The sequence below is a fragment of the Candidatus Poriferisodalis sp. genome (genome assembly GCF_965208895.1).
Taxonomy (GTDB): Bacteria; Actinomycetota; Acidimicrobiia; order Acidimicrobiales; family Poriferisodalaceae; genus Poriferisodalis.
Genome location: NZ_OZ242363.1, coordinates 3,340,854 through 3,353,490 on the forward strand (window position 1 = coordinate 3,340,854; position 12,637 = coordinate 3,353,490).

Annotated in this window: 9 protein-coding genes; 6 read left to right on the plus strand and 3 right to left on the minus strand. The window is 64.4% G+C overall.

The genetic code is table 11. From position 1 onward, the window contains the following. Positions 1-60: 60 nt before the first annotated feature. Entirely contained in the window at positions 61-1,686 is a 1,626-nt protein-coding gene (locus ACOGJB_RS14995) for an acyl-CoA carboxylase subunit beta (protein WP_419837895.1), read from the minus strand. Positions 1,687-1,889: 203 nt separating this feature from the next. On the opposite strand from ACOGJB_RS14995, the gene ACOGJB_RS15000 reads away from it, so the two are divergent. Beyond that, on the plus strand, positions 1,890-7,112 hold the full coding sequence (locus ACOGJB_RS15000; protein WP_419837896.1) for a RecQ family ATP-dependent DNA helicase: 5,223 nt from the start codon (positions 1,890-1,892) through the stop codon (positions 7,110-7,112). Between the two features lie 197 nt (positions 7,113-7,309). On the opposite strand, the gene ACOGJB_RS15005 is transcribed toward ACOGJB_RS15000, so the two are convergent. Next, positions 7,310-7,549 carry a hypothetical protein gene (locus ACOGJB_RS15005; protein WP_419837897.1) on the minus strand — a complete coding sequence of 80 codons (240 nt, stop codon included), beginning with the start codon at positions 7,547-7,549 and terminating at the stop codon, positions 7,310-7,312. A 55-nt stretch (positions 7,550-7,604) separates the two neighbouring features. Then, a complete protein-coding gene (locus ACOGJB_RS15010) occupies positions 7,605-7,826 on the minus strand; it encodes a hypothetical protein (RefSeq protein WP_419837898.1) in 222 nt (73 codons plus the stop codon). A 23-nt stretch (positions 7,827-7,849) separates the two neighbouring features. Here ACOGJB_RS15010 and ACOGJB_RS15015 point away from each other — a divergent pair, with 23 nt between their 5' ends. The 5 genes from ACOGJB_RS15015 to ACOGJB_RS15035 all read left to right on the plus strand — a co-directional run bounded on the left by ACOGJB_RS15015 (position 7,850) and on the right by ACOGJB_RS15035 (position 12,281). Then, entirely contained in the window at positions 7,850-8,506 is a 657-nt protein-coding gene (locus ACOGJB_RS15015; RefSeq protein WP_419837899.1) for an O-methyltransferase, read from the plus strand. Positions 8,507-8,620: 114 nt separating this feature from the next. Beyond that, positions 8,621-9,331 (plus strand): hypothetical protein, encoded by a 711-nt coding sequence (locus ACOGJB_RS15020; RefSeq protein WP_419837900.1) that lies wholly within the window; start codon positions 8,621-8,623, stop codon positions 9,329-9,331. 15 nt (positions 9,332-9,346) lie between these two features. After that, positions 9,347-10,135, plus strand: a complete 789-nt coding sequence (locus ACOGJB_RS15025) for a hypothetical protein (protein ID WP_419837901.1) — start codon at positions 9,347-9,349, stop codon at positions 10,133-10,135. A 92-nt stretch (positions 10,136-10,227) separates the two neighbouring features. Then, positions 10,228-11,010 carry an alpha/beta hydrolase gene (locus ACOGJB_RS15030; RefSeq protein WP_419837902.1) on the plus strand — a complete coding sequence of 261 codons (783 nt, stop codon included), beginning with the start codon at positions 10,228-10,230 and terminating at the stop codon, positions 11,008-11,010. Positions 11,011-11,129: 119 nt separating this feature from the next. Beyond that, positions 11,130-12,281, plus strand: a complete 1,152-nt coding sequence (locus ACOGJB_RS15035; protein ID WP_419837903.1) for an amidohydrolase family protein — start codon at positions 11,130-11,132, stop codon at positions 12,279-12,281. Positions 12,282-12,637 lie beyond the last annotated feature (356 nt).

Consider the following 12,637-nt stretch of genomic DNA (forward strand, 5'->3'; position numbering starts at 1 on the left):
GGAAGACCGGTGCTGCTGCGGCGTCTTGCGTTGATACTGCGTTTGATCATCGTGCCGCCTTTACATCCGGAAGACGCCGAACCCGTCGGCGCCTTTGATCTCGTTGTTGTGGCAGGCAGACAGCGACATGGCGATCACGTCGCGGGTGTCGCGGGGGTCGATCACGCCGTCGTCGGTCACGCGCCCGCTGGCGTAGGCGGAGAGCGATTTCAGCTCGTGATAATGCTCGACCTGCTCGGTGATCTTGCGGTCGGCTTCCTCGTCGAACTCGATGCCGCGGCGCATCGCCTGGCCTCGGCGCACGATCGACATCACGCCGGCGATCTGCTTGGGCCCCATGATGGCGATCTTGGCGGTAGGCCACAGATAGGTGAAACGGGTGTTGAAGGCCCGGCCCGACATGCCGTAGTTCCCGGCGCCGTAGCTGTTGCCCAGGATGACCGTGATGTGGGGCACCATCGAGTTCGACACGGCGTTGATCATCTTCGAGCCGTTCTTGACGATGCCGCCCTGCTCGAAGTCCTTGCCGACCATGTAGCCGGTGATGTTCTGCAGGAACACCAGCGGGATGTCCTGCTGGTTGCACAGCTGGATGAACTGGGTGGCCTTCTCGGAGCTGTCGCTGAACAGCGGGCCGTTGTTGCCCAGGAACCCCACCGGGAAGCCGTGGACGGAGGCCCAGCCGCAGATGAGCGTGGTGCCGTAGCGGGCCTTGAACTCCTCGAAGCGGGAGCCGTCGGTGATACGGGCAATGACCTCGCGGCAGTCGATGAGCGCTTGGAGATCCCGCGGCATCAGCCCGAGCAGCTCCTCGGGATCATGAACGGGCGGGTCGGCCGGCATCGACGGGCCGGGACCGAGCTTGCGCCAGTTGAGGTGCGCAACGACCTCCCGGCAGATACGGAGCGCGTCCGCCTCGTCCTCGGCCAGGTAGTCGGCGAGCCCTGAGATCTCGGCGTGCATCTGCGCGCCGCCCAGCGTCTCGTCGTCGGAATCCTCACCCGTCGCCATCTTCACCAGCGGCGGTCCGCCTAGGAAGACCTTCGACTGGTTGCGGATGAAGATGTTGTAGTCACTCATGCCCGGCTGGTAGGCGCCCCCGGCGGTGGAGCTGCCGAAGACCACCGAGATGGAGGGGATCTTCAGCTTCGACAGTTCGGTCACGTCGTAGAACAAGCGTCCCGACTCGGCGAAGTGACTCTCCTGCTCACGCATCTGCCGTTCGGGATCGTCGTCGCCGCGCAGGTCGCCGCCGGCTGATTCGACGAATTGGATGTACGGCAACCGGTTGTCGCGGGAGATCTCGATCGCCCGCATGATCTTGCGGCCGGCGAACACTGTGATGGCGCCGCCGAGCACGGTCGGGTCGTTGCCCTCGATCATGCACTCGACGCCGTTCACGACGCCGATGCCCATCACCAGCCCGCCGCCGACTGCGTAGTTCGAGCAGTAGCCGGCCAGCGAACTGATCTCGTAGAACGGCGAGTCGCGATCCACCAGCATCGAGATGCGCTCGCGGACCGGCATCTTGTCGCGGCTGCGCATGCGCGCCATCGCCCGCGGCCCGCCGCCCGCCGCCGCTTGGCGCTGCAGCTCGTCCAGCTCGGCGAGCTGTTCGCGCATGTCGTCGCAGTTCTTCGTGAACCACTCAGCGGAGGTGTCGATGTGGGATCGCAGTACCGGCATATGACTCCAGCGGACTATCGGTGCGCCCGCCCGCAGCCCGAGTCGAGGTGGGCTACGGACACGAACTGCCGAATTCTGCATGACGCAGCCCGCCTTTGCCTACCTGTCCGCATTGGCCGCGCTGTCCCGTGGTAGCGAGATGGGTGGGCCGTGCGCTGACTTCATCTCTTGTTGAGGCCGATTTCTGCTAAATCGGTACCAACGTGATTGACCAGCACACCATTCTGGACGAGCTGTCCCGATGTCTCGCGTTAGACCTCGAGGTCTCACCGCATGACCGGCGCATCCTGGCTCTGGCGGGCGTGCGGGCCGACACGGGCCGGAGTGTCGTGTGGTCCAAGAGGTCGAAATCGGCCGCCGCCGGCGGGGCGAATCTCATCGCCAAGACGGGTGAGCACATCGTCTCGTCGCAGCAAGTCGGTACGGCAATCGCAGCGCTCGGGGAACTTGACGCCCTCGCCGAAGGTGCCGAATTCGTCCTCGGCCACAATCTCATCGAATTCGATCTGCCGATCCTGCAGGCCGCAGCCCCTAGGTTGAATCTGCTGCAGTTACCAGCGGTGGACACGCTGTGGCTCAACCCGCTGGCGTTTCCTCGACACCCGTATCACCGCCTCGTCAAGCACTACAAGGACGCCCCGCTGACGCGAAGCGAACGTAACGATCCGTACCTCGACGCACGGCTGGCGTTCCAACTCTTTTCGGATCAGTGGCTGGCGTTGCGCGAGGTGCCGCCGGAGATGCAGGAGGCCTGGCACTGGCTGACCACCCGCGCCCGCCAGTCAGTCGGCTTTGATCTGTTCTTCGGTGCATTGCGAGGGGCCCAGGCGCCGAGTGTGTCCATGGCGAGGGAGGCGATCCGCAAATGCCTCGACGGCCATGCATGCCGATCAGAACTTCGGCAGGCGATTGCTGAGGCGCCGGAGCACGGCTGGGTGCTCGCGTTCGCGATGGCTTGGATCTCCGTGTCAGGCGGGAAGTCCGTGATGCCGCCGTGGGTGCGCCACCAGTTCCCGGGCACGAGCGGGCTGGTTCGGCGCCTGCGCGACGACGCCTGCAATGACAAGCGCTGTGAATGGTGTCGCTCCCGCCACAACTCTCTGCGTGAACTCAAGCGGTGGTTCGGCTTCGATTCGTTCCGAGCCGAGCCCGCAGATCTCGAGACCGATGAACCGCTCCAGCAGAGGATCGTCGAGACGGCGATGGCGGGTCACGATGCACTGGCAATTCTGCCCACCGGTACCGGCAAATCGCTGTGCTACCAGTTGCCTGCGCTGTCCCGCTACGACAAGACCGGCGCTTTGACAGTGGTGATCTCGCCGTTGGTAGCGCTCATGGCGGATCAAGTAGCCGGTCTCGAACGTCAAGGCGTCACCTCGTGCGTCACCGTCAACGGACTGCTGTCGGTGCCTGAGCGCGCTGAGGCGCTCGACAGGATCCGGTTGGGTGACGCCGCAATTGTGCTGATCTCTCCTGAGCAGCTGCGAAGCCCATCGGTCCGCGGTGCCTTGGCTCAGCGCGAGATCGGCTCGTGGGTGCTCGATGAAGCTCATTGCCTGTCCAAGTGGGGGCATGACTTCCGCCCCGACTACCGCTATGTGGGCCGCTTCATCCGCGAGAAGTCCGACAGTGAACGGGTGCCTCCGGTGCTGTGCCTGACCGCAACCGCCAAACCGGAGGTCAAAGAAGAAATCTGCGAGTACTTCACCAAGCACCTCGGGACCGAGATGGAGCTATTCGACGGCGGAAGCCGCAGAACGAATCTCGACTTCGTCGTGCAACAAACGACCACTGCGATGAAGCTCCACGACATCAAAATGACCGTCGAGCACCATTTGCCCCTTGATGTGCCCGGCGGGGCGATCGTCTACTGCGCGACACGCAGGCGCACCGGCGAGGTCGCCGAGTTTCTCCAGGCGCAAGGACTCGACGCTGACCGCTTCCACGCCGGCTTGCAGCCGGAGGAGAAGAAGACCGTCCAGCAGCGCTTCATCGACAGCGAGCTGCGGGTGATCGCCGCCACCAATGCGTTCGGAATGGGCATCGACAAGCCGGACGTGCGTCTGGTCATTCACGCCGACATCCCGTCGTCGTTGGAGAATTACTTGCAAGAGGCAGGTCGGGCTGGCCGCGACCAGCAGCAGGCGCACTGTGTGCTGCTCTACATCCCCGAAGACGTGGAGCGCCAATTCGGGCTGTCTGCGAGGTCGCGGCTCACACGGCGCGAGATACATGGGGTGCTGCGCTCGTTGCGCGCGATCAACCGTCGAAACCGGCGGACCGGCGAAGTCATTGCCACGTCGGGCGAGATTCTCAGCGAGGACGAGTCGGATGACTTCACCCGAGACTCGGCGACCGACGACACCCGTGTGCGAACAGCGGTGGCGTGGCTGGAGGAAGCAGAGCTGCTGACCCGTGAAGAGAACCGGGTGAGCGTGTACCCGTCGTCGCTGCGCGTGAGCACCGTGGAAGAGGCCCGGGCGACGCTCGACACCGGTGACCTCGATGACGGTCAGCGCAAGGCGCTGCTGGCAATCGTGAAGGCGCTGATCGATGCGGATCCTGATGACGGAATCTCGACTGATGATCTGATGGGTGTCGCCGGTCTCGGCTCGGACAGGCTGCGGGCCGCCTTGCACGATCTTGAGTACCGGGGGCTCGCCACCAACGACACCGTCGTGACGGCATTCCTGCATGTCGGCGTGCGCCGCCCTTCCCACCGCAGACTCACCGAGGCTTCGGGCATGGAAGAGGCCCTGATCGGACTGATGCAAGAGTCGGCGCCTGATCTGGCGCCCGGCTGCTCGGCACCGCTGAACCTGCGTGTGACTGCGCAGCATCTTCATGACGCGGGCTTCGATTACGCCCGGCCTGAGCACATCGCTCGAGCCTTGGAAGGCATTGCCCAGGATGGTCGCGGCGATGGCGGTGACAGAGGCAGCGCCTCCGTGCGCAAGCACGCTGCCGAGAGCGTCTTGGTGACGCTCCGACGTGAATGGTCATCTCTTGTGGGCATCGCGCAGCGTCGCCGTAGCGCGGCGAAGGCCCTCCTGGAGCATCTCTTGTCCAGACTGCCGCCGAACAGCCGGGGCAACGACTTGCTCGTCGAGACGACCCTCGGCGAACTGCAGAAGGCCGTCGACGGGGCAATCGACGCTGACCCGATGTTGAGCGCCGGCACCCGGGACTCCCGCAGGCTCATGGAGCGGGCGCTGATGTGGCTCCACGAACAGGAGGTCGTGAGGCTGAACAAGGGTCTTACCGTGTTCCGCCCAGCGATGACCATCTCGCTCGAGCCGGGTTCGCGAGGCTTCAGGCAAGCGGATTTCAAAGAACTCGACGAGCACTACGGCCGCACAGTGCGGCAGATCCACGTGATGGCCGAATTCGCCGAGCAGGGCCTTGCCAAGATCGCCGACGCCCTGCGCTTGTCGCTGGACTACTTCGAACTGGGCGAGGACGAGTTCGTGCGTCGCTGGCTGCAGGGGCGCCGCAGCGAGATCGATCGACAGACCACGGCGTCGTCGTGGAAGGCGATTGTCGGGGACCTGTCCAGTGCGCAGCGAGCAATCGTGGCCGACGACCGCGAGAGCACGAACGTGCTCGTGCTCGCCGGGCCAGGCTCGGGCAAGACGAGAGTGTTGGTTCACCGCATCGCGTATCTCATTCGGGCAAGGCGGCAGAACCCGCGGGGAATCTTGGCGCTCGCCTACAACCGGCATGCAGCGGCCGACGTTCGACGGCGTCTGCGCGACCTGATCGGCGATGACGCCAATGGCGTGATGGTCTTGACATGCCACGCGCTCGCCATGCGGCTCGTCGGGGCCAGCTTCTCGGGAAGCGCCAGCCAATCCAGTGACAGCAAGTTCTCCGAGAGGCTCGACGAAGTCATGGCGCAGGCCACCGCGCTGCTGCGGGGAGACGAGTTCGATCCTGAAGAGGCCGAAGAAGCGGAAGAGTCACGGACACGCCTGCTGGCGGGCTTCCGGTGGATACTCGTCGACGAGTATCAGGACATCGGCGAGGCCGAGTACCGCCTGATCTCAGCGCTGGCAGGCAGAACCGCAGCCGATGTCGACGCTCGGCTGACCCTGTTCGCCGTGGGCGATGATGACCAGAACATCTACTCGTTCAACGGGACATCGCCGGAATTCATCCGGCGCTTCGAGCATGACTACGACGCTAAGCCTGAGTACTTGATCGAGAACTACCGCTCGAGCGGCCACATCATCGACGCCGCCAATGCGGTCATTGCGCCGGCGTCCTCACGCATGAAGGCCAGGCACACGATCAGCCGCGACAGAGCCCGTCGGGGCGACCCGGTCGGAGGAGCGTGGAGCGAACTGGACCCAGTTGCGGCAGGAAGAGTTCAGGTTCTGCCGTCAGGGAGCAACTGGATCTCCCAAGCGCAAGCCGTGATGGCCGAGCTTCACCGGCTGTCCGGCCTCACGCGCGATTGGGATTGGTCGCGCTGCGCAGTTATTGCACGCGAATGGAGCCAGCTTGAGCCGGTTCGCAGTATCTGCATCCGGGACAACATCGGGGTGCAGCTTGCCAATGAGCACGAAATGAGCCTGTGGCACCTGCGTGAGACCCAAGCGCTGAGGCACAAGATCCAACAACACGGCGCTGCTCTGGTTCGAAGCGGTGAACTCAGGTTGTGGCTGGACGGTCAACAGTCGAGCCCATGGACGGAAGTCCTGTCCCAAGCCATCGAGGAACTCGCCATCGAAACTTGCGGCACCGAGATTCCAGCGGTCTCGGTCATTGAGTGGCTGGCGGAATGGTGCCGTGACATCCGACGGCGTCAACGCGGGCTGCTGCTGTTGACGGCGCATCGGGCCAAGGGTCTCGAATTCGACCACGTGGCGATTCTCGATGGAGGCTGGGACAGGCGAAGCCGCGACGAGGACGTCGACGCACCTCGTCGCCTGTACTACGTGGCCATGACGCGGGCCATACAGACGCTGACCCTGTCGCGGATGGGCGGCGCCCATCCTTTCCACGCGCCACTCCAAGGCAGGGAATCAGCGCTGTGGCGCCCTCCCGCCAGACTTCCGCCGCCAACGGCGGCACTGAGCCGCAGCTATCGCAGCTGCACCCTTCGAGACGTGTATCTCAGCTACGCCGGCCTCAAGCCAGCCGAGGACCGCATCCACCGCAGCATTGCGGCGCTGTCACCGGGTGATCCCCTGCAGACGCGTCAGCGCAACGAGCGATGGGAGATCCTCGATCGTCGCGGGTCGGTCGTCGGCGTGCTGGCTGGCAGCTTCGAGGCGCCGAAGGGCATGCACTGTGTCCAGGCCAGCGTTTCGGCCATAGCGACTTGGGGCAAGATCCAATCCGACCCGCAGTACACGAGCGAGCTGAAGTGCGACCAGTGGGAGGTCGTCATACCCGATCTCGTTTTCGAGCCTGCTGGTTGATCTAGGCGATCGGTCGGTTGACGGCGATAGCGTCCGTGCCAGTTTCGACCGGCAACCGAGTGCGTACCGTCCGGACGCTGCCGCTGCGTGGCGGATGAGCGATGATCAGACGTCAATAGCATCCGGTCGAAATGCCGTTGATCACCGGCATCCGGATGCCCGCGGCCGAGTGTGGCCCAGCGGGGCCTGCGAGTCCTCTATGCCGAGTGAGAAGGCGACACAGCGCTCGGCACCGGTGCGATCGGCTCGATCTGGAGTTCCTTGCACCCTTCGAGATAGCTGTCGATCGAGCACCGGAATTCTCGCTCGAGGCTGGTGGCATCGACGGCTTCGGCATTGGCGATGGGGTAGATGCCGCTATTGATCACGCGCGCGTGCAGCACACCCGCCTCGTCGTCCAAGGAGACCTCGCCGATGTATCCCTTGTATTCGAGCATCAATCAGCCTCGATGCACTCGACGAACCTGACGATGTCGCGCATCGTATGCCGGTTCACTCGCTGGCGAGGTCGGAGTCGCCGAAGCCGGTGGCTGCCTCGGCCCAGACGTCGTCGGTAATTGCGGCGAGCAGATGTGCCCGGAGCCATTCGACACTGCCGAGCGTCAACAACTGTGCGCCGCCAAGGCCAAGGTCGCCGGGTTCCGGCTGGCCGTCTCGCGCCTGGACGCGGTCTCGCGGTGATGTGTTGAGCGGTTGAACACGCCGACGGTCCATCTGTGCAACATAACCTCGCCTGCGTGTCTCGGGATTCGGCGTTCGTGGAGGAACGGGCTGCGCTCTACGCGGCGGCGCATTCGCTGCAGCCCACAGCCGTCCAGCGCGAGCTGATTGCTGAGACTGCGAAGCTCGGACGGATTGCGGGCATGCAGATCGGCCCGCTGCAGGGCGCGTTCATGACGGTGCTGACGACGGCGCTGCAGCCCCGGCTGGCCGTCGAGGTCGGCACCTTCACGGGTTATTCGGCGCTCTGCGTGGCCAGCGCACTCGAACCGGGGGCCCGGCTTATCTGCTGCGATGTCTCCGAGGAGTGGACCTCGATCGCCCGCCGCCACTGGGAACGAGCCGGCGTGGCCGACCGCATCGACCTGCGCATCGGGCCAGCGCTCGACACGCTGCGCGCGCTCCCAAGCGAACCCCGGATCGACTTGGCGTTCATCGATGCCGACAAGTCCAGCTACCCGGACTACTACGAGGCGATCTTCAGCCGGCTGTCGCCGGTCGGCGTGATCCTCGTGGACAACGTGCTGCGGGGCGGCACGGTTGCCGATCCGCAACACGACGACGAAGCCACCGAGGCGATGCGCGCGTTCAACGACTATGTCGCAGCCGACAGCCGGGCCAGCAGCGTGATGCTGCCGATCGGTGACGGCCTGACGATGATCAGCCGCCGCTAGCTCCGCCGGCGCGGTATTGCCGCGACATCACAATGTGTGGCTGCAGCCAGCGGCTGAGATGTATCGAAAATAATCCAACGGCCGCTTGGGAGTCCCGGCAGTAGGTTCGTGCCGGTGGGATTGGTCCTCAACTGGTTGCTTCTCGGATTTCTGCCGGGCTTGTTGACCAGCGCCATCGTCTGGGCAGTTCGCCGCCTCGCCGTGCGCACTGCTAGCCGGCGCCGCTGGGCGCTCGCAGCACCGGAACGCTTGCGCATCTGTATCGCAGCATCTCCTGATGTCGAGACGGGGGAGTATCGGCGTCCGTCAACGGGGATCGGACAGGCGGTAGCGCTGGCACTCATAGCGCCGTCAATTGCCCGGGGCTGGCGCGATATCGACATCCAAAGTGTGTATTTCCCCCAGGATCTGCCCGGCAGAGATCTGGAATCCGACCTGATCCTGCTGGGTGGACCGAAGACCAATGACCAGACGCGTTCGGCACTCCATGAACTCAGCGCTCGCCTGGACGTCACGCAGGATGGCTCAGTGATTGTCGCGGGTGGTCAGAGGTTCGAGGGGTCGTCAGACTCGAACTCCATCGAGAGCGACTATGGGCTGGTCATTCGCACCTCCAACCCGTTCTCGCCCACGCATCGGATCATCATCCTGTCGGGCTCCCATACCTACGGAACGGTCGCTGCGGCTCGGTTCCTGGTTGAGTCTCCTGAGGCACGCCGCAGCGGCGATCTGGTCGTCGTGGTCAGGTCACGCATCCGAAGAGGGCACGCGCTGACCCCAGAAGTTGTCTGGGACGCATCCATGGGCGATGCTAAAGGTGCCTGAAGACGGGGGCTTGGCATGGCTGCTGAGATCCTTGACGCTTGGACGCAGTCCAAGTGCGGGGACGATCGATTGAATGAAGACGCGTTCGTCGTGGCCGACGACGTCGTGGCGATCTTCGACGGGGAGACCGACAAGTCCGGCAGCGATCATCCGACACCTGGCCGTTTGGGGGTACAGGCCCTCACGAAGGCAATGAGTTGCTTTCCTGTCTCGGCGAGTTCGGCGGAAGTCTTGGAGTTCCTGCACAGCGCGATTCGATCAGTGCCTGACCCCGATTGCACGCCTGTCGCTGTCGGTGCCGTGCTGGACTTGCGAGGTCGACGAGTGATTCGCGTCGGCGACGTGTCGGTTTGCGTCGCGGGTGTTCTCCATCGGGCCCACAAGCAGCTTGATGACATCGCCGGGAACGCGCGGGCCGCGCTGCTCCACTCAATGCTCCGATCCGGCGCCGATGCCGATCTCCTACGCGCCCAGGATCCTGGGCGTGAGATGATCCTGCCGCTGCTGCGCGCCGCCGCCGCCTGGCGAAACGTCGTAGATACCTTGCTCGGCTTTGCTGCGCTCGACGGCACGGCAACTCCGGCATCAATGGTTGATGTCTATGACGTTCCAGCTGGCGCAGAGGTCATTCTGGCGACCGATGGGTACCTCGACGTACAACCCTGTTTGGACCAGGCCGAGGAAGCACATGCGCAATGCATTCGGTCCGACCCCTTGCGGCTTGGCCCGCCGCCAGGCACGAAGGGGGTGCGTCCCGGAAGCCTGAGCTTCGACGACCGGACCTATGTGCGGGTACGAGTCTGATACCGGTGCCGCTGACAACCGGGTCAGCAGCGTGATGCTGCCGATCGGCGACGGCCTGACGATGATCAGCCGTCGCCAATAACATCCCCGCCGTGGCTGACTCAGGCGCGTGGCCCATCGAGACACACATCCTCCATCGGAGCGACGCCGGTCGGTCCTACCAGCTCTGGGTGGCGCTGCCGATGGGCTACCGGCCCGATGCGACCAACCCGTACCCGCTCGTGGTCTGCTGCGATGCGCCCTGGACGTTCGGCACCGCCGTGGACACCACCCGGATCCTGTCGATGTCTCGGGAGACGCCGCGATGTGTCGTTGCCGGCATCGCACACGACACAGCCGACATGCGCGAGATGCTCGACCTGCGTGCCGTCGACTACACGGTGACGCCTGCGGAGGCCCCGCCGATGACCGGCATCCGGGTGCCGCCTGCCGAGACGGGTCAGGCCGAGCCGTTCCGACAATGGCTCGCCGGAGACGTGCTGCCGCTGCTGTACAGCCGCTACCACGTCGGCGAACCCACCTACGTGGGCCATTCGTTCACTGCGCTGTTCGGCCTACACGTGCTGTTCAATGCGCCCGACATGTTTGCCCGGTACCTGCTGGCGAGCCCGTCGGTGTGGTGGGACTACGAGGTCATGTTCCGCCTCGAGGAAGAGCACGCCAAAGCCGGCGGCGACCCCAAGGTCAAGGTCTTCATGTCGATGGGGGAGAACGAGACCGACGAGTACTCGCCCCAAGCCAAATTCTGGGATCAGTTCTCGGCCCGCGGCTACCGCAACATCGACTCGACCTGGCACGTCTTCCCCAACGAGAACCACAACACGGTCGTCGGCCCGGCTGTCAGTCGCGGCCTGCGCGTCCTCTACGCCGACTGATCCCGGTCATCCCAGGACACATCGACCCTTAGACGGACGCTCGGGAGCACCTTCTCCGGCTGCGCCGCTGCTGGGGATGGGGCAGAATGGTCGCACCGGGGCAACGGGGAGGCTGTGACATGGCCATGACGCAGACACGCAAGAGCGCGGGACCGCTGGCAACGAACGGGACAGTGCCGGTGTACGACGCGGACGCGCACATCGCCGAGCCGACGTCGGTGTGGGAGGAGTACGCCGATCCCAAGTACCGGGATCTGATCGCGCAGTGCCGGATTATGGGTGACGGCAGCGACGCCATGTTCGTCGAGGGCAAGAGGCTGCGCAACGGCATCGCGCCGGCCTGCATCCCGGACGCCTATGGCACCGACGTCACCTGGAATGACATCGTGCCCGGCAGCTACGACCCGGCCGCTCGCTTGTCGGTGATGGACGACGAGGGCCTCGACGCGGCGCTGATGTTCCCGTCGCTGATGCTGATCTCGGGCGACATTAACGATCCCGAGATCGCAGTCGAGAATGCCCGTGCGTACAACCGCTGGATGACCGACTTCTGCTCCGAGAACCCGAACCGGTTGTTCGGCATGGGCGTATGCCCGCTGCAGTCCATCGACGGGGCAGTCGAGGTTATCGAAGAGGTCGCCAATGCCGGGTTGACCGGCATCACGTTCCGACCGGAGCGATATCACGGTCTCGAGTTGTTCTCCGACGAAATGGATCGCGTCTGGTCCGCGGCCGAGCACCACGACCTCACCGTGGGCATCCACGGCAGCTTCGGCTCTGGCATGCCGAGCTTCGCGAAGACCCGATACGAGAACCAGTTCTACGTCCACATGGTCTGCCACCCCTTCGAGCAGATGGCATCGGTGATGGAGATGGTGTCCTCCGGCGTGCTCGACGACCATCCCATGCTGCGGGTGGGCTTCTTCGAGTCGGGGCTGGGCTGGCTGCCGTACTGGCTGGACCGCCTCGACGAGCACAAGGAGGCCATGGGTCACCTTGTGCCGCGGCTCAAGCGCGATCCCACCGAGATCTTCTCCGAGCAGTGCTTCGTGACCATGGAGGCCGGCGAGGGCGAGGCGTTCGAGCAGGTCGCTGCGATGGGACTGGCTCACACAGTCGTGTGGGGCTCGGACTACCCGCACTACGACTGCACCTTCCCCGGCGCCCTGGCTGAGCTGGACGAGACGTTCGAAGGCTTCGACGACGAGGTAGCCAGCCTGCGCAACGAGGTCGTCTACACCAACGCCCGCCGCTTCATGGGCTTGTCATAGCTCCTTGCCGAACGATCCGCCGCTGGAGCTGCCCCCGGTCAAACCATGGGAAGACCGCCGGAAATCGGTGTGGCCCCTTGCTGGCGGTGCCGAGCATTACCTCGACACGCTGGGATGGATCCTTAGGCAGTGTTCGGCGGGCAATCGGAGCATCACGTCCGTCGCACATCTATATCGACAGCAATACGGGCTCAATGAGCGCGTTGCGACGCAACAGGTCGAGATGCTCCGAAAATTCGGGCTCGTGGATGTCGGTGTGAAGCGGTGCACTCCTTCCAATGAAGCCGTTCGTTGGATGGAATCCGGGCGTTCGGAAATTGTCATCGGAACCATCCACGCCAATATCCGATTCATTG

What these genes read in the sequence shown, in the direction of transcription:
- ACOGJB_RS15035 (WP_419837903.1), top strand. Translation starts at nt 11,130, where the DNA reads ATGGCCATGACGCAGACACGCAAGAGCGCGGGACCGCTGGCAACGAAC.
- ACOGJB_RS14995 (WP_419837895.1), bottom strand. Translation starts at nt 1,686, where the DNA reads ATGCCGGTACTGCGATCCCACATCGACACCTCCGCTGAGTGGTTCACG.
- ACOGJB_RS15010 (WP_419837898.1), bottom strand. Translation starts at nt 7,826, where the DNA reads ATGGACCGTCGGCGTGTTCAACCGCTCAACACATCACCGCGAGACCGC.
- ACOGJB_RS15005 (WP_419837897.1), bottom strand. Translation starts at nt 7,549, where the DNA reads ATGCTCGAATACAAGGGATACATCGGCGAGGTCTCCTTGGACGACGAG.
- ACOGJB_RS15025 (WP_419837901.1), top strand. Translation starts at nt 9,347, where the DNA reads ATGGCTGCTGAGATCCTTGACGCTTGGACGCAGTCCAAGTGCGGGGAC.